This is a genomic window from Sphingomonas sp. PR090111-T3T-6A, from assembly GCF_000383095.1.
Taxonomy (GTDB): domain Bacteria; phylum Pseudomonadota; class Alphaproteobacteria; order Sphingomonadales; family Sphingomonadaceae; genus Solisphingomonas.
Genome location: NZ_AORL01000013.1, coordinates 148,470 through 163,951, shown reverse-complemented (window position 1 = coordinate 163,951; position 15,482 = coordinate 148,470). Strand labels below are relative to the sequence as shown.

16 protein-coding genes are annotated in these 15,482 nt (G+C 69.7%); 5 read left to right on the top strand and 11 right to left on the bottom strand.

The window, feature by feature from the left end:
• Positions 1 to 31: 31 nt before the first annotated feature.
• Genes ST3T6A_RS19555 through ST3T6A_RS19545 form a run of 4 tightly spaced genes read right to left on the bottom strand, consistent with a single transcriptional unit; the run spans position 32 to position 2,665 of the window.
• The gene (locus ST3T6A_RS19555; protein ID WP_019832188.1) at positions 32 to 751 is read right to left on the bottom strand and encodes an endonuclease V; all 720 of its coding nucleotides are present in this window, start codon (positions 749 to 751) and stop codon (positions 32 to 34) included.
• Positions 748 to 1,722: a hypothetical protein gene (locus ST3T6A_RS19550; RefSeq protein ID WP_157602535.1), complete on the bottom strand. Its 975-nt coding sequence runs from the start codon at positions 1,720 to 1,722 to the stop codon at positions 748 to 750. The genes ST3T6A_RS19555 and ST3T6A_RS19550 overlap by 4 nt, the downstream gene beginning before the upstream one ends.
• Positions 1,644 to 1,880, bottom strand: coding sequence for a hypothetical protein (locus ST3T6A_RS0106935; RefSeq protein WP_019832186.1), 237 nt, complete (start codon positions 1,878 to 1,880; stop codon positions 1,644 to 1,646). The genes ST3T6A_RS19550 and ST3T6A_RS0106935 overlap by 79 nt, the downstream gene beginning before the upstream one ends.
• Positions 1,877 to 2,665 carry a phosphocholine cytidylyltransferase family protein gene (locus tag ST3T6A_RS19545; protein ID WP_019832185.1) on the bottom strand — a complete coding sequence of 263 codons (789 nt, stop codon included), beginning with the start codon at positions 2,663 to 2,665 and terminating at the stop codon, positions 1,877 to 1,879. The genes ST3T6A_RS0106935 and ST3T6A_RS19545 overlap by 4 nt, the downstream gene beginning before the upstream one ends.
• Before the next feature lie 199 nt (positions 2,666 to 2,864).
• On the opposite strand from ST3T6A_RS19545, the gene ST3T6A_RS0106925 reads away from it, so the two are divergent.
• Positions 2,865 to 3,203: a P-II family nitrogen regulator gene (locus ST3T6A_RS0106925; protein ID WP_019832184.1), complete on the top strand. Its 339-nt coding sequence runs from the start codon at positions 2,865 to 2,867 to the stop codon at positions 3,201 to 3,203.
• 56 nt (positions 3,204 to 3,259) lie between these two features.
• The gene (gene glnA, locus ST3T6A_RS0106920; RefSeq protein WP_019832183.1) at positions 3,260 to 4,672 is read left to right on the top strand and encodes a type I glutamate--ammonia ligase; all 1,413 of its coding nucleotides are present in this window, start codon (positions 3,260 to 3,262) and stop codon (positions 4,670 to 4,672) included.
• 126 nt (positions 4,673 to 4,798) lie between these two features.
• Here glnA and ST3T6A_RS21790 read toward each other — a convergent pair whose 3' ends face one another.
• The 4 genes from ST3T6A_RS21790 to ST3T6A_RS0106900 form a co-directional block, all read right to left on the bottom strand.
• Positions 4,799 to 4,963, bottom strand: coding sequence for a hypothetical protein (locus ST3T6A_RS21790; protein ID WP_019832182.1), 165 nt, complete (start codon positions 4,961 to 4,963; stop codon positions 4,799 to 4,801).
• A gap of 120 nt (positions 4,964 to 5,083) precedes the next feature.
• Positions 5,084 to 9,283, bottom strand: a complete 4,200-nt coding sequence (locus tag ST3T6A_RS0106910) for a translocation/assembly module TamB domain-containing protein (RefSeq protein ID WP_019832181.1) — start codon at positions 9,281 to 9,283, stop codon at positions 5,084 to 5,086.
• Positions 9,283 to 11,367: an autotransporter assembly complex protein TamA gene (locus ST3T6A_RS0106905; protein WP_019832180.1), complete on the bottom strand. Its 2,085-nt coding sequence runs from the start codon at positions 11,365 to 11,367 to the stop codon at positions 9,283 to 9,285. Before ST3T6A_RS0106905 ends, ST3T6A_RS0106910 begins: the two co-directional genes overlap by 1 nt.
• A 114-nt stretch (positions 11,368 to 11,481) precedes the next feature.
• The gene (locus tag ST3T6A_RS0106900; protein WP_019832179.1) at positions 11,482 to 11,712 is read right to left on the bottom strand and encodes a hypothetical protein; all 231 of its coding nucleotides are present in this window, start codon (positions 11,710 to 11,712) and stop codon (positions 11,482 to 11,484) included.
• Between the two features lie 132 nt (positions 11,713 to 11,844).
• Between ST3T6A_RS0106900 and ST3T6A_RS21785 the strand changes: the two genes are divergently transcribed.
• Positions 11,845 to 12,018: a hypothetical protein gene (locus ST3T6A_RS21785; RefSeq protein ID WP_019832178.1), complete on the top strand. Its 174-nt coding sequence runs from the start codon at positions 11,845 to 11,847 to the stop codon at positions 12,016 to 12,018.
• On the opposite strand, the gene ST3T6A_RS0106890 is transcribed toward ST3T6A_RS21785, so the two are convergent.
• Positions 12,015 to 12,653, bottom strand: coding sequence for a S24 family peptidase (locus ST3T6A_RS0106890; protein WP_019832177.1), 639 nt, complete (start codon positions 12,651 to 12,653; stop codon positions 12,015 to 12,017). The genes ST3T6A_RS21785 and ST3T6A_RS0106890 overlap by 4 nt on opposite strands.
• A 101-nt stretch (positions 12,654 to 12,754) precedes the next feature.
• Here ST3T6A_RS0106890 and ST3T6A_RS0106885 point away from each other — a divergent pair, with 101 nt between their 5' ends.
• Positions 12,755 to 12,940 (top strand): hypothetical protein, encoded by a 186-nt coding sequence (locus ST3T6A_RS0106885; protein WP_019832176.1) that lies wholly within the window; start codon positions 12,755 to 12,757, stop codon positions 12,938 to 12,940.
• On the top strand, positions 12,937 to 13,278 hold the full coding sequence (locus tag ST3T6A_RS19540) for a hypothetical protein (RefSeq protein ID WP_235785748.1): 342 nt from the start codon (positions 12,937 to 12,939) through the stop codon (positions 13,276 to 13,278). The genes ST3T6A_RS0106885 and ST3T6A_RS19540 overlap by 4 nt, the downstream gene beginning before the upstream one ends.
• Here the strand turns inward: ST3T6A_RS19540 and ST3T6A_RS0106875 are convergent.
• Both ST3T6A_RS0106875 and ST3T6A_RS0106870 read right to left on the bottom strand, forming a co-directional pair.
• Positions 13,253 to 14,080, bottom strand: a complete 828-nt coding sequence (locus tag ST3T6A_RS0106875; protein WP_019832174.1) for a hypothetical protein — start codon at positions 14,078 to 14,080, stop codon at positions 13,253 to 13,255. The two genes, ST3T6A_RS19540 and ST3T6A_RS0106875, sit on opposite strands and share 26 nt — an antisense overlap.
• Positions 14,081 to 14,096: 16 nt before the next feature.
• A complete protein-coding gene (locus ST3T6A_RS0106870) occupies positions 14,097 to 15,341 on the bottom strand; it encodes a TIGR04063 family PEP-CTERM/XrtA system glycosyltransferase (RefSeq protein WP_037537966.1) in 1,245 nt (414 codons plus the stop codon).
• Between the last annotated feature and the right edge of the window lie 141 nt (positions 15,342 to 15,482).

Below are 15,482 nucleotides of genomic sequence, written 5' to 3'. Positions count from 1 at the left end.
TTCGCGCGGGCCCTGCCCCTCCACCACCCGCTTACGCGGGCGGTCCCCCTCCCCCCGCTTCGCGCGGGGAGGACTGGAAGGCGCGGCGCGCGGCGTTGGCGGCATCGTGGGCGAGCCGCGTGGTGAGCGGCAGACGGCGCCCTTCGGAGAGATCTAGCACCCAGCGCACCGCCGTCTCGATCGACACGCGGTGCCCGGTGCCGACATAGACCGGCAACGAGCGCGCCCGCGTGCGGACAGCCATCGCCACCACCTCTCCCCGATCGACCAGCGGCGCCATGGAGCCCGGCACCTCACCCAGCTCGCCTTCCACGCGCCCGCACAGGATCGACTTCGCCACACCCACCGTCGGCACATCCAGCAGCACGCCGAGATGCGTCGCGATGCCGCAGCGGCGCGGATGCGCGCGGCCATGGCCGTCGACGAAGAGCAGGTCCGGCTTCTCCGCCATCCTCTCCCACGCTGCGACCAAAGCCGGCGCCTCCCGGAAACCGAGATAGCCCGGCACATAGGGAAAGGGCGGAATCTGCGTCACGGTCGAGGCGGGCAGCACCTCGCGCGACGGCCAGCGGACGGGCGCGATCGCGGCGTGGATAGGCCCGCGCTGGTCACGCCATTTCGCCGAGGTATCGGTGCCGGCCAGCAGGCGGACGTCGCCGATGCGGTCCCCGGTCTCGCAGGCTTCGGCGATCTCGCGCTGGGCGCGGGTGGCGTCCTTCAGGCTCGGGGGATTGAGCCAGTCGGCCCTCACAGGCCCGCCGCCTCCATGACCCTGCGCGCGGCGCGCCGCGGCGCCTCGTGCCCGACATCTCCCAGCGCCTGTTCGGCGAAGTCGTGCTGGGTCTGGACGAAACGCGGATGGGCTTCGGCCGCCCGGTCGATCGCGGCGGGGACGTCGGCGAGCGAGGCGATCACCTCGCCGCATTCCCAGAAGCCATGATCGTCGGTCGCGCGCCAGTCGATCCCCTGCGCGTTGAGGAAGACGCACGGGCGCGGGCGCATCAGATATTCGACCACCTGGCTCGACGTGTCGCCCAGATAGATATCGGCGGCGGCGGTGTAGCTGCCGTCCACCATCGCGAAGCTGTCGAGATCGGTGTGAACGTGCGGCAGATGCGCGACCGAGGCCAGCACCTCACGGATCGCCGGGTCCTTCTCCACCAGCCGCTGATGCGGCGCGATGATGACGTTGTACCGGTCCTGCGCGGCCAGCATCCCGACGATCTCGCGCCCCCACGCCCACCACGAGGAGCGATATTGCTGCCAGTGCGGCGTGTAGAGGATGATCGGGCGATCCGTGGCGAACAGCGCGCTCCGGTCGGTCCGTCCGCGGAAGGACGCCTTCACATAGCCGGTGACCGCGACGCGCGATCCGACCCGGCCGCCCTTCACCATCTCGTCCGCCTCCAACTGGCTCGGCAGGAGATGGAGCCAGGCATGGCTGCGGCGGCGGTCGATGCGGTCGTTGATCGATCCGGCGCCGTGCGCGGTGATGATGAAGCGCTGGCGCAGGAAGGGAAACGCCGTCGGAATCCACAGGCTCGTCTGCTCGGCGCAGACCACCACCGAGCAGCCCAGCAGATACGGCAGCAGCCGCGCCAGCGTCGGCAGCTTGGGAGGAAGCGGCGGGTTCTCGCCCTTGGTCAGGTGGGGGGGCTGCGGAAGCCCGGCGCGCGTCGCAACCGGATTTGCGGCTCGCCCAGCCCGGCCTCCGCCAGCCACCCGGCGATCAGCCCCTCATGGACCGAGGTGGACACCCAGATATCGATGGGAAGCCCCGGCGCCATCTCCGCGAGCGCCTCCGCGATCGGGTAGAGGTGCGGGATCAGCAGCGTCTCGCCCAGGAAGAGGAACGCGACGCGCCCCCGTCGTGCCCTCATCCGCGACGGCCGCCGCCGATCGCCCGGATCTTCGCGCGCTTCTTCGGCGCCTCGGCTACCTCACCGCGCCAACGGGCGATGTCCTCGGGCCGGTCGATCTCGGTCCAGACGCCACCGGAGAAGGGCACCGCGTGCACCTCGCCCTCGTGCGCCAGCCGGTCGACGATGGCGTGGTGGAAATTCTGCACGCCTTCCACTTCGCGGATCACCTTGTCGAGCGCCTCGCCATAGCCCGCGCCGTCGGGCGCGTTGCCGACAATGAAGCCCAGCGAGCGATGGCGCGCAAGGGCCTCCGGCAGCGTCTTGCCCACCGCGACGATGCGGTCGCCGTCGAGGCGGACGAGCATGTCGTCGATTTCGGGCACCGCCACCGGTTCGACGAACAGATTGAGGCCGGGCTTCAGGCGCGACAGGCCATCCTTCACCAGCGCCGGATCATAGACGGTATCGCCGTTCAGCAGGCAGAAGGGCGCCGACAGCCGGTGCCGCGCGGCCCACACGCTGCCGATCGAGCTGGAGATGGCGTAAAAGGGATTGAGCACCAGTTCCGGCCGTTCGTCCTCCGCCCAGCGCTCCTCGACGAAGGCCTGGAGCCGATCGAATCGATAACCGCCGACGATGGTGATGCCGCTCACCCCCGCCTCGCGCAGCGCCTCCACCTGATGTTCCAGGATGGTCTTGCCGCCCACCTCGATCAGGCACTTCGGACGGTCGGCCGTCAGCGGCAGCAGCCGCGAGCCGAGGCCAGCGCAGAGCAGGATGGCGTGGGGTGCGGATTCGCTCATGGCGTCTCCATTGCCGGAAGATTACGGCGATGTGACGGCAAAGTTCTGCCCAAATAACGGGCAGCCGAACAGATTTTTGCACATGCGTTGGGCAGACCCCCGGCTTTGCTGCACGCGCGAGCCCCGGCCCGCTTGCGGTCCCTCGTCTGGCACGCTTATTGAAAACGCGAGGACGCTGCGTTCTGGAGGGGCGCGACTGATGAAGAAGATCGAAGCCATCATCAAACCGTTCAAGCTGGACGAGGTGAAGGAGGCGCTCCACGAGGTGGGCGTGTCCGGCATCACGGTCACCGAAGCCAAGGGTTTCGGCCGGCAGAAGGGCCATACCGAGCTGTATCGCGGCGCCGAATATGTCGTCGATTTCCTGCCCAAGGTGAAGCTCGAGGTGGTGGTGGACGATGCGCTGGCCGAGCGCGTGGTGGAGGCGATCGCCAACGCCGCGCAGACGGGCCGCATCGGCGACGGCAAGATCTTCGTCATCCCGGTCGACACCGCCGTTCGCATCCGCACCGGCGAACGCGGCTCGGACGCGATCTAAGGCTGAACTCTCCCCGTACCTTATCATCCTCTCTCAGCGGAAAAGGGCATCCCCCCATGGCGAACACCGCCTCAGACGTTCTCAACCTCATCAAGGAAAAGGAGATCGAGTGGGTCGACCTCCGTTTCACCGATCCCAAGGGCAAGTGGCAGCACCTGTCGATGGTGGCCGGCGTCGTCGGCGAGGATGAGCTGACCGACGGCTTCATGTTCGACGGCTCCTCGATCGAGGGCTGGAAGGCCATCAACGAGTCGGACATGATCCTGAAGCCGGATCTGGACGCGGTGTGGATCGATCCCTTCTCGGCGACGCCGATGCTGATCCTCGTCTGCGATATCGTCGAGCCCTCGACCGGCGAGCTTTACGCCCGCGACCCGCGCTCGACCGCCAAGCGCGCCGAGGCCTTCCTCAAGTCGACCGGCATCGGCGACACCGTCTATGTCGGGCCGGAAGCCGAATTCTTCATGTTCGACGACGTGCGGTTCGAGAACAGCTATTCGGCGAGCTACTACAAGATCGACGACATCGAGCTGCCGGGCAACACCAGCCGCGAATATGAGGGCGGCAACCTCGCTCACCGTCCGCGCGCCAAGGGCGGCTATTTCCCGGTCGCGCCGGTCGACAGCGCCGTCGATATCCGCGGCGAGATGGTCTCGACCATGCTCGAAATGGGCCTTCCCTGCGACAAGCACCACCATGAGGTGGCGGCCGCGCAGCATGAGCTGGGCCTGACCTTCGGCACGCTCGTCACCACCGCCGATCGCATGCAGATCTACAAGTATGTGGTTCATCAGGTCGCCCATGCCTACGGCAAGACCGCGACCTTCATGCCCAAGCCGATCAAGGAGGATAACGGCTCGGGCATGCACACCCACATGTCGATCTGGGACGGCGGCAAGCCGCTCTTCGCCGGCGACGGCTATGCCGGCCTGTCGGACATGTGCCTCTATTTCATCGGCGGCGTCATCAAGCACGCCAAGGCGCTCAACGCCTTCACCAACCCGTCGACCAACAGCTACAAGCGTCTGGTGCCGGGTTACGAAGCGCCGGTGCTGCTGGCCTATTCGTCGCGCAACCGCTCGGCCTCGTGCCGCATCCCCTACGGCACGGGCGCCAAGGCCAAGCGCGTCGAGTTCCGCTTCCCGGACGCGCTCGCCAATCCGTATCTCTGCTATGCGGCGCTGCTGATGGCCGGCCTCGACGGCATCGAGAACAAGATCCATCCGGGCGAGGCGATGGACAAGAATCTCTACGACCTTCCGCCGGAAGAGCTGTCGCAGGTTCCGACCGTCTGCGCGTCGCTCCGCGAGGCGCTCGACGCGCTGGCCGCCGACCACGACTTCCTGCTCAAGGGCGGCGTGTTCTCGAAGGACCAGATCGACGCCTATGCCGAGATCAAGTGGGCCGACGTCGCGCGCTGGGAAATGACGCCGTCGCCGGTCGAGTACGACATGTATTATTCGGGCTGATCCTTCACCGGATCGGATCAAAAAAACGCTCGGAGGGAAACCTTCGGGCGTTTTCCTTTTGGGCCGGCGAGACGACACTCGCCGGCACCCATATGGTTCCCCCGATCAGGCGGGAGGCACCCCCGCTCAGCGGACGATGTGGCAGACCTGCACGCGATGGCCGTGATGGCGCTCGATCTTGCAGACCTTGTGCGGACGGTGCCCATAGGGCCGAGCGGCGGCCGGCGAGACGGCCACGGCGGTCATCGCGATGGCGGCGAGCGAAAGGGCGCTGAGCTTTAGAATCTGCATGACTGGGTCCTCCTTGACGTTGGATGTCCCTTTTCGCGGACAGCAGATGAACCGGTGATGGCTTCGCCGTTCATCTGATATTTTGCTTCGCCGGCAAACCTGTCCGGTGAATCCTTCGCCTCAATAGTCCTTGGAGATGCGGACGTTCGCGCTCTGTCGGCCGATCGTCGAGATCGTCGAGAGCAGAGACAGCCAGCGCGTCACCTGGAACTCGACGCGGGTGGCGGAATAGCCCTGGCCGTCGGTCACTAGCTCCACATAGGTGCGCTTGCCGATATATTTGCCTGCCGCGATCGAGGTCTTCTGGCCGGTGGTGACGTCCGCCGGCTCGATGCGCAGCCGGTCGAGGCCGGCCACGCGGCGGATGGCGTTGATCGGATCGAGGCTGCCCTTGCCGCCGCCGTTGCGCAGCGCCCCCACGGCGCTCGCGAGCTGGAGCGCCTCTGGTGCCGACAGGTTCGCGATCGAGGTGCCGAACAGCAGGCGCGAGAGCAGCTCATCCTCGGGCAGCGCGGGCACGCTGGTGAAGGCGATGTCGGGCTTCGTCCCCGTGCCGGAAACGTGGATCGAGGCGCTTACCCCCTGGATGCTGGCGTTCGCCACGATGTCGAGCGCGGGATCGACCGGCTGGGTGCCGGTGAAGCGGATGATGCCGCGATCGAGATCGAAGCGTCGGCCAGCGAACTCGTAATTGCCGCGCACGAGGTCGGCGCGGCCGGTGATCGCCGGATTGTCGACCGTGCCCTTGATCGCCAGTCTGGCGCGCCATTCGCTGTCGAGCCCAAGGCCGCGCACGAAGAGCTGGTTGCGTGCGTCGGTGGTGAGGTCGAGCGCCCAGGGTGCGCGGGGCTCCTCCTCGTCCTCCTCCACCGAGCGGTTCAGCTCGTGGACGGCAAGGTGCGGCACCGTCGCCGCCGCCGCGCGACCGAAGCGGTAGCTCGACCGATCGAGCTTCACATTGCCCGCGATGGTGCCGCCATGCCCGTCCGACTTGATGGTGAGCGGCCCCGTCACCGTCGCGCCGATATCGTCGCGGGCGAGGAGCACGGCGTGCTGGGCGTTGAGCGCGATGTCCATGCCAAGGCCATGGGCGCCGGCGAAGTCGAAATTGGCGTGGCCGGTCAGATGGCCATTGTCCTTGGTCGAGCCGGCGAACTGGTCGATCAGCAGGCGCGAGCCGTCGAAGCGGCCATGCGCCTTGATCCCCTCGATGACGGTACCGGTGGTGGCGCTCTCGATCCGCGCGGCCTGCGTGTCGAGCGAACCGCGGATCACGGGATCATGGAGCGTGCCGTTGATGTCCGCGCCGATCGCGACCGGGCCGGAGAGGTCGATCGTCTCGATGCCGGACAGGCGCCAGAGCGTGTCCACCGGCCCGTTGTAGCGAAGCTGGGCGAAGAGCGGCGCGGCCAGCAGCCGGTCGCCGAGCGAAGCCCCCGCGCCGATCGGGGCGAGCCGGGCCTGCGCGCGCCCGATCACCTGGCCGCCGCTCACCGCCACCGCCCGCATCCCTGCCCCGGTGCCGGTCAGCACCGCCGCTAGCCCGACATCGACCGGTTTGGACGACAGCACGAGCCCCGCGCGGCTCAGCCCCCGGATGCGCAGGTCCGCCTTGCCGGTCGGCAACGCACCCGCGGCGGGGAGCGCATAGCTCAGCCGCCCCGTCGCCTCGCCGCTGAGGCCGAGGCCCGGCTTGAACATGTCGAGCACCGCCAGCGGCATGGCATCGAGACTCGCCTCGAAGGCGGTGGTCGCCGCGCCGAAGCGTCCGGCGACGGTGGCATGGCCGCCCGCGAAGGTAAGGCTGGTCGGGTTCAGCACCCAGATGCCCTGCTGGTGGTGCAGCACGGCGGGCGTGACGAGGCTGACCGGGCGGCCGTCGACCTGCCCCTGCCCGCGCACCGTATAGCTGTCGGGCGTGATGGCGGTGTCGGTCTGGAAGGCGAAGGCGCGGCCGCGCGAGCCGGCGATGGTGGCGTGCACGTCACCCTTGCCGCCCGCCATCAGGACATGCGCCGTGAGCCGTGCGAGGGACAGCGCGCTCCGCCGCAGGCCCTGCGCCGCCACGGTCGCGTCGACATGCGTGCCGGCGGGATCGAGCAGCAGGTCCGCATCCACCTGCCCGCGCCGCACGGTCGCGCCGATGTCGCCCGCGAGGCTCGCATTCTCCGCCTTGAGGTGGACGCCGATGCGCTGGAGCATCTGCGCGGGCGCGAAGTCCACCATGCCGGCGAGGCCGCCGCCCGCAACGGCGAGCTGCCCCGTGAAGCCGCCCGGATCGGAACGGAGCTGGCCCGTCGCATGGGTGCCCGTCACGTCGAGCGCATCGACACGGATCACCGTCGGCGCGCCGGGCGGCGTCAGGATCGCGCCATTGCCGGTGAACGGCCCCAGCGTCGATCCGCCCGAGGCCTTCATGGTGAAGCCGCCCTCGATCGGGTCGAGGTCGAGCTTCACGGCGGAGAGCCCCAGCGAATCTACCGGATGATCGAGCAGCAGGTTGATCTTGGGATGGTCGATCTGCCCGTCGAGCGCGAGCTTGAAGGGGCCGTAGGCCGCCTGTGTCCCCTGCCCCGTCATCTGGAAGGTGCCGTCGCGCAGGCGCTGCCCGTTGCCGGTGATGGTGACGGCGGGCGCGGTGAGCCTGAGGCCGGAGAAGTGGATCACCCCGTCCGGCGTGCGGGTGAGCTGGGTGTCCAGCTCGGGCAGGCCGCCCGCCAGCGTCCGCAGGAAATTATTGTCGAAGCGGCGCACCCACGCCCGCCCGCGCCCCGACACGATGGTGCCGTGGCCGCCCTCGCCGGGGAGCGCCTTCAGCTCGGTCAGCACGTCGACGATGCCGAGGCCGGGGATCAGATAGCGTTGCAGCCCGCCCGACAGATCGACCGCATAGCGCCCGGTATCGAGATCGACGAACAGGGCGAGCTTGCCGTTGAGCTTGTCCGAACGGAGCGCCAGCCCCTCGCCGGTCAGCGCCTTGGTCGTGACCTTGAGCACGCCCTGCACCGACATGTTGGCAAGGATGCCGCCCGCCACGTCGCCGATGCCCGTCACGCGTCGCGCGGTGAAGCGGATCGGCAGCGTCAGGGCCCCGCCGCCGAGCTTGCCCGCGCCCTCGGCATGGGAATCCTCGAAGCCGGTGTTGTCGAAGGCGAAGTGCGGCGAACGCGCCTCGTAGCGATAGGCAGCGGTGCGGAAGGCGCCCTTCAGCTCGACATGGAGGCGGATCTCGCGCCCGGTCATGTTGGGGAAGAGCGCGGGCGGGCGCAGCAGCATGAGGTCGGTCTTCAGCGGGTCGAAGCTGCCATGGGCGAGATCGATCGTGCCCCTGGACACAAGATTCAGCGCCGGCGAGGCGAGCCGGATCGTCCCCTCCAGCCGCCGGTCCTTATAGCGCGCGCCGCCCGCCACGAGGATGGAGGGGCTGGTCAGCCGCTGGAGCTTGCCGTGGGTGATCGACCCCGGCGTGATCCGGCCGGAGAGCGCATAATGCCCCTTCGCCTGCCGCAGCGCGAGATCGACGATGCGCTGGCCCGAAATGTCGAGGCGGGCCTGGCCCTGCCAGCCCGTCCAGCGCCCCTCGCCGCCGACCACCAGCGTCACCGGACGCCGCGCGCCGAACAGGCCGGGCACGACGCCGTCTGCCGGCGCGGTCAGCCGTGCATCGACGTCGAACAGGTTGCGGTCGGGCTCGGTGTCGAGCGCCAGGACCAACCGGTCCCCCGCGCTCGACAGCGCGCGCACGCCGATCACCGCGCGGCCGCGCCCAGTGTCCGCCTTACCGACGATGCGGACCAGCCGCCGTTCCTTCCCCGCGACGCCGGGCTCCAGCCTGAGACGGAGGTCGAGATCGCCCAGATGAATGCGATAGCCGGGGATGATCGGCTGCCCCGGAGGTCCGGGCCGGAGCTTCGGCAGGCGGTGGACGATCACCAGATCGGAATGCAGCCGATCGACATGCAGCCGGTGCGCAACCCAGCGGCCGGGACGCCAGTCGAGATCGATGGTGGGCGCCTCGAGGAACAGGCCCTTGGGGTCGTACAGGCGCAGGTCGCGGATGCGGGCATGGCGCCAGATCGATCCCTCGATCCGGCCGATATGGATGCGCAGGCCGCTCGACGGGCGAAGCTCCGCGACACGGTCGACGATGAAGCGGTGGCCGGCGTCGGTGTCCACGCCGAAGCCCACGCCCGCGAGGATCAGCAGCAGCAACCCGACGATCGCCCCCAGCCCGCGCAGCGACCAGTGCAGCCGGCGGCGCGGCTTCATCGCCTCGGCGGCCTTGGGAGCGGCCTCGGGGATGGCGACCTCCTCCGTCATCAGAAGGCCTGCCCCAGCGAGACATAGACCGCCACGCGGCTGTCGCCGGGCAGCGGGTTGATCGGCGTGCCGACATCGACGCGCACCGGCCCGAAGCTGGTGTAATAGCGGAAGCCGAGGCCCGTGCCGTAGCGGAAGCCGGTGAAGCGCGGCAGCGACTGCTCGTAGAGATTGCCCCCGTCGAAGAAGGGCACGAGACCGAAATTGCCGAAGCGGATGCGCGCCTCCAGCCCGAACTCGGCGAGGCTGGCGCCGCCGACGGGATCGTTGTCGATGTCGCGCGGGCCGATCTTCTGATAGCCGAAGCCGCGCACCGATCCGCCGCCGCCCGAATAGAAACGCCGCGTCGGGGCGATGCGGTCGGCGCTCGCCCCCTGGATCGAGCCGAAGCGCAGGCGGCCGGCGAACACCAGATGGTCGCCCACCGGCTGATAGGCCGATCCGTCGAGCTGGATGCGCACATAGGTGAAGGGCGAACCCTGCAACGACACTTCCGGCGAGACATGGGCGGAAAGCCGCCAGCCGGTCGAGGGGTTCAGCAGGTCGTCGGTGCCATCATAGGCAAGGCTCAAGGGGGCGGCGGTGATGAAATAGGTGCGCCGGCGCGGCTGTCCGGTGGCGGCGATCACGTCGCGCTCGTCCGATCCGATCAGTTCGCCGCCATAGGACCAGGTCCATTTCTTCTGCCAGATGATGTTGGTCTGCCGCTCCATCCCCGCCGCCAGCGTCAGCGTCTTGGCGTCATAGGCCGGACGGTTCTGATGGTCGATGGCGACCTGACCCGTCAGCACCTGATCGCGATCGCGGAAATTGCCGCGGCGGAGCTGGGCGGAGAGCAGCTGCTCCTGCGTGCCGAGCAGGCCGCGGAAGGTGACGGCGCCCTCCGGCGGCAGCAGGTTGCGATGCTGCCAGCTGATCTCGATGCTCGCGCCTTCGCCGGTGCCATAGCCGAGCGTGCCGGCGATGGTCCGCGGCGGGGCCGGTTCGAGGCGGGCGTCGACGTCCACCACCTCCGGGTCGGCAGTGCGCACCGGGGTGAGCTGCACGACCGAGACGAGGCCGGTCTGGATCAATGCGCGGCGCAGGTCGTCGAGGCGGGTGGCGTCGTAGCGGTCGCCCGGCTTCATGCGGGAAATGCGCATGAGGTGGCGCATCCCGAACACACGCTTGCCTGAAAGACGATAGGCGCCGAAGCGCATCACCTTGCCCGGCTCGACCGCGAGGGACAGCGTCGCCTCGTGGGTGTCGTGATCGACGGTGATGTCCGGCTCGGCGACCGTCGCGAAGGCATAGCCATGCTGGCCGAGCGCCAGCTTGAGCGCCTCGATGCCGCCCGTCACCTTGTCCGCGTTGACCGGATCGCCCGTCTTCACCCCGAAGGCATGGGCGAGCGCCACCTCGTCCCGCCCCGCCGCCGCGAGGCCGGGCAGGGCGACGCTCCGGAAGCGATAGGACGGCCCCGCCGTCACCGAGAGCGTGACCGCGAGACGAGGCTGGCCGGAGAGCGTCGGCCCGGCGGTGCCGCCGACGCGGGCATCCACCTCGGCGTCGTAATAGCCATAGGCGCGCAGCAGCTCGCGCAGCAGATCGGCATCCTCGCGGGCACGGCGGTCGATCTGGGCGACGTTGGCGACCGCCCCCTCGCCCTGATGCAGCGAGGAAAGCGCGTCGAAGCGCTCGACCAGCCCCTCGGCCGCGACATCCCCCAGCCCTTCAATGCTGAGCACGTAGCGGCGGTCACCGGTCGTCTCGGTGGTCTTGGAGGTCGCCGGCTTGGAGGCTGGCTTGGCCGCCGCGTCAGGCAGCGTCGGCGGCGGCAGGAACAGCGTCGGCGCGCCGGGCGAGGTCTCGTCCGGGGGCAACATGCCGAGCGGCGCGTCCGGCTTGGCGAGATCCGGCCAGTCGACGCCGAGATCGGGCATCGCCGCCATCGGGGAATGGGGATCGAGCGTATTGTCCGGCAGCGCCTGAGGCGCGCCAGCCGTCGTCGGCGCGTCCTGCCCGTGGGCCGCGACGGGACAAGCGACAAGAACAATCGCGGCGCAGGCGCTCCGGGCGCGGCGCCGCGAGGCGGCGGGCGACATGCGGCGGACCCTAGAGCGGTTTGCGACGGAGGCAAACCGCTCTTGTCCGCCACTTATACGATTTCCGGCCCCGAGGGCGCCGATCCGGGCCGAACCGTCGCCCGGCGGCAACGCTCAATGCACGGCGCCGCCCGGATCGGGATCGCCCAGTTGCAGGATGGCGCGCCCCACCCGGCACCAGCGCGTGTAATGGATATGGTTGCCGAGACCCCGGCAACGCTCGGCCCGCGCGGCGGCCTCGGCCAGCGCGCCCTCGCCGAAGGTATCGAGCAGCGCCGCCGCGCCGTCATAGGCTTCCCGGTCCGCCACGAAGAATTTTCGGTCCTGCACGCGATCTCCGCTCATGCGATTCCGGCCGGGCCGGAAGCGCCCGCTCTGCGCATGCGCCCGTTAACCGGCGGCCTAGGGAGACGGTAAACGCCGGCACCACCATGGCCGCCGCTGGCGCGTCCCTCCGGTTCGTGGCAGGACGGGCGCATGGCAGATCGTCCCGCGCCGCAGGCTGGCGGCATCCTCCTTGCGTTCTTCATCCTCGCCGGCGCGCTGATCGGCTCCATCAAGGGGCAGCCGACCATCGGCGTCCTCGTCGGCACGGGCGTGGGCATCGCCGCCGCGCTCGCCTTGTGGCTCGCGGACCGCAACCGGCGCTAGAGCCGCCGCCCCGTCCACAGCACGCGGCCGATCACCTCCACCTCGCCGGCAAGGTCCACCGGGCCGGCCTCGGGATTGTCGCTCCTCACCGCGAAGCCGTCCCCGTCGCGCATCAGCCGCTTGACCATCAGCGCCCCGTCGACGCGCAGCACATAGACCCCGTCGCGCAGCCGCTCGCCCGCATCGCGCTCGTCGACGAGGATCTCGTCGCCGTCGTTCAGGGTGGGGAGCATGGACTCGCCCGTCACCCGGATCAGCGATAGCCCGTCGCGCCCGCCGCGCGGCCGCAGTTGCCGGAGCCACGCCTCCGAGAAGCCGATGCCCGCCGCCGACAGCCGGTCCTCCCCCACCGCGCCCGGACCCGCCGAGGCTGCCGTGTCGAACACGGGAACCGTCACCAGCGTCACGGCCGGCCTGGGCGCCGCCACGCTCGCGCCCAGCCATGTCTCGGGCACGCCGAAATAGCGGGCCAGCCTCCGCCGGTCCTCCTCCGCCAGACGACGCGGCGAACCGCGCTTGATGAACTGCTGCACATAGGACGGATTGCGCCCGATCAGCCGCGAGAGCGAGGCGCAATCCTCCCCCCGTTCGTGGATCAGCCGCTCCAGCACGGCACGGGGATCGTCTCCGTCCATGCGCTCAGGATAACGATAGGAAAAATCCTAGACAAGTAGGAAAAGAAGAACAAATCATGTCCATTCAGTCGCTCATCGAGTCCCACAGGAGGCCGGTTTCCATGCATCTCCTCACGCGAATCCAGCGCCATCTGCGGCGCACGGGCACCCCGCCGACGCGCTTCGGGCGCGAGGTGGTGGGCGATCCGCGATTCGTGGCGGACCTGCGCAACGGCCGCGAGGTGCGCTCCTCCACCGAGGCGCGCGTCCATGCCTGGCTCGATCGCCATGAGGGGCACGCGCAATGACCACGGATCAGTCCCAGGCGGCGTTGCTCAGGGCTTTGGCGCCGCATGTCGGGCCGTGCCGGATGCTCTCGGCCGAAAGCCGGGACTGGGCGAGCGCGCTGTTCGTCGGCGCGCGGCACCGGCTAGCGCTGGCGCTGGAGGGAGCAGATGGCGCACCCCGCGCGGAACGGCTGGCGGCCGGGCTGGAGGAATGCGAGCTGGCGATGCGCGGCGGCTTCGTCGCCGATCTTCAGGCGATCGCGCGAACCGAGGATGGGACTGCGGTGCTCGGGATCGAGGCGCTGACGATCGAGGAACCCGAGGCCGAGCCGGTCAGGCCCGGCTGGCGAGCCGGTTGAGTTCCTCCAGCGCCTCGCGCAGCGCCGGGCGCATGTCGCGCGGGGCCTCGCCGACGGGGCCGTCCATCCCGCGGAGCGCAGCACGGCGATCGAGGCCGGCGGAGAGACGGTCGATCATCGCATCGAGGCTCTGGCGCTCGCGCGGCGCGACGGCGCGCAGGATCGGGGCCGGCGCGACGGGCGGCACCGGAGCGGCGGCCATAACGGGCACTACCTCCTCCCGCTCCTCCTCGACGGGCGCGATCTCCTCGACCGGCGCCGCCTCGGCCATGTCCTCGACCGCGTCGAGCGTCTCCATCTCGCCGGCATCCGGCTCGGCCGGGTGCGGCGCCGGCAGTTCGGCCGTCAGCTCGACGAACTCGCCGTCGAGGATCATGTCCGTCTCGGTCTGCCCGGTCGGCTCTTGGAAGAAGAGGCCGACTTCCATCAGCGGCTCGCCCAGATCGCGACTGGCGCGGATCGGCGCGCGCGGCGGGGCGTCGGGATGGCGATCGGCGCGGCGGACGCGGTGCAGGCGCTCTTCGGGCGTCTCCTCCTGCCGGGCCTCGGCGAGGGTGGCGGCATCGATGCCCGGCTTGGCGGGCGCGCGCATCAGCGCATAGCCGACGACGCCCGCCAGCACGGCGGCAAGGGCCGCGATCACGCCCTGCCCCATCAGGCCATAGGCGCCGACGACGGGCATCTGCGCGAAAACCGAGGCCGGCATGGCAGCGACCGCAAAGCCGGCGGCCACGCCCAGCAGGGCGGCCAACGGCGCCTCGAAGCGCCAGCGGTCGATCGCGCGGAGAATCTTCTTCGCCATGAACCCGTGCAGCCCCCTAAAGTCCCGCCGCCACCATGACATGGGACGGCCTCTTTATCTCTGTCAATCTTTGGTAAACGGGAAGATAACGCCGCGCATTCTGCGCCCAGTCCCGCTCGATTTCAACGAAACGGCGCCCGGCATCCTTGCGCGCCTCCCACTGCGCGCGGTCGGCGAACAGATCGGCCAGCGCAGAGGCAATCGCGGCGGGATCGTCGGGGGCGAAGAGCGTGCCCGTCTCGCCGTCGCGGATCAGCTCGCGATGGCCGCCGATGTCGGATGCCGCGACGAGGCGGCGCTGGGCCATGGCCTCCAGCGGCTTCAGCGGCGTGACGAGATCGGTCAGCCGCATCTTCTTGCGCGGATAGCAGAGGATATCGACGAGGCTGTAATAGCGCTCGACCTCGTGATGCGGCACGCGGCCGACGAAATGGATGCGCTCGGCCACGGGAGACGCCGCCGCCTGCGCCTTCAGCGCCTCGGCACGCGGGCCGCCGCCGACGAGCAGCAGATGCGCCTGCGGGCGGGCCGATACCAGCGCCGGCATGGCGGCGATCAGGTCGTCGATGCCCTCATAATCGTAGAAGGAGCCGATGAAGCCCACCACTTCCGCGCCGTCGAGCCCGAACCGGGCGCGCAGGGTCGCGTCCGGCGGGGGCGGATCGCCGAACAGGCCGAGGTCCACGCCGTTGGGCGAGACGAGGATCTTCCCGGCCGGAACGCCGCGCGCGATCAGGTCGCCGCGCAGGCCCTCGCAGATCACCGCCACCGCGTCGGCACGGTTCACCGCCCATGTCTCCAGCGCGCGGGTGGCGCGGTAGCGGGCCGAGCCCTCGCGGCCGGTGCCGTTGCCCACCGCCGCATCCTCCCAGAAGGCGCGGATCTCGTAGAGCAGGGGCAGCTTCAGCCGCTTCGCCGCGCGCCGCGCCGCCAGCGCGGTCAGCACGGGGGAATGGGCGTGGAGGACGTCGGGCTTATACTCCTCCGCCGCCTGCTCGATGGCGTCAGCGAAGGCGCGGACCTCGCGGATTTCGGTGACCACCGGGCGGCCCGGCGTGATGCCGCCGCCGCGATAGAAGCGGAGGCCGTCATGCGTCTCCCACGTCCCCTCCTCGATCGCCGCCTCGGCGACATGGCGCGCGCCGGTGACGCCCGCCACCTCCAGCCCCAGCGCCTCGCACGACTTCAGGATGGCGCGGGTGCGGAAGGTGTAGCCGCTGTGCAGCGGCAAGGAGTGATCGAGAATGTGGAGGATACGCATCGGATGCCCCTTGTCCCGCAACCGGGAGTCTCCCGCAGCCCGGGGGTATCCCCTCCTTGGCACCGGACGCTTAACGCAGCGTCAACCGCCGGGCATTAGCCTGTTTGCCTCTCCGGCCCTCCGACTGTCCCAAAGCAAGGC

Excerpts from the sequence above, each read along its gene's own strand:
- ST3T6A_RS19540 (WP_235785748.1), top strand. The coding sequence starts at position 12,937 with ATGACCACGGATCAGTCCCAGGCGGCGTTGCTCAGGGCTTTGGCGCCG.
- ST3T6A_RS21790 (WP_019832182.1), bottom strand. The coding sequence starts at position 4,963 with ATGCAGATTCTAAAGCTCAGCGCCCTTTCGCTCGCCGCCATCGCGATG.
- glnA (WP_019832183.1), top strand. The coding sequence starts at position 3,260 with ATGGCGAACACCGCCTCAGACGTTCTCAACCTCATCAAGGAAAAGGAG.
- ST3T6A_RS0106935 (WP_019832186.1), bottom strand. The coding sequence starts at position 1,880 with ATGAGGGCACGACGGGGGCGCGTCGCGTTCCTCTTCCTGGGCGAGACG.
- ST3T6A_RS21785 (WP_019832178.1), top strand. The coding sequence starts at position 11,845 with ATGGCAGATCGTCCCGCGCCGCAGGCTGGCGGCATCCTCCTTGCGTTC.
- ST3T6A_RS0106890 (WP_019832177.1), bottom strand. The coding sequence starts at position 12,653 with ATGGACGGAGACGATCCCCGTGCCGTGCTGGAGCGGCTGATCCACGAA.
- ST3T6A_RS0106910 (WP_019832181.1), bottom strand. The coding sequence starts at position 9,283 with ATGACGGAGGAGGTCGCCATCCCCGAGGCCGCTCCCAAGGCCGCCGAG.
- ST3T6A_RS0106870 (WP_037537966.1), bottom strand. The coding sequence starts at position 15,341 with ATGCGTATCCTCCACATTCTCGATCACTCCTTGCCGCTGCACAGCGGC.
- ST3T6A_RS0106900 (WP_019832179.1), bottom strand. The coding sequence starts at position 11,712 with ATGAGCGGAGATCGCGTGCAGGACCGAAAATTCTTCGTGGCGGACCGG.
- ST3T6A_RS0106925 (WP_019832184.1), top strand. The coding sequence starts at position 2,865 with ATGAAGAAGATCGAAGCCATCATCAAACCGTTCAAGCTGGACGAGGTG.
- ST3T6A_RS0106885 (WP_019832176.1), top strand. The coding sequence starts at position 12,755 with ATGCATCTCCTCACGCGAATCCAGCGCCATCTGCGGCGCACGGGCACC.
- ST3T6A_RS19545 (WP_019832185.1), bottom strand. The coding sequence starts at position 2,665 with ATGAGCGAATCCGCACCCCACGCCATCCTGCTCTGCGCTGGCCTCGGC.
- ST3T6A_RS0106905 (WP_019832180.1), bottom strand. The coding sequence starts at position 11,367 with ATGTCGCCCGCCGCCTCGCGGCGCCGCGCCCGGAGCGCCTGCGCCGCG.
- ST3T6A_RS0106875 (WP_019832174.1), bottom strand. The coding sequence starts at position 14,080 with ATGGCGAAGAAGATTCTCCGCGCGATCGACCGCTGGCGCTTCGAGGCG.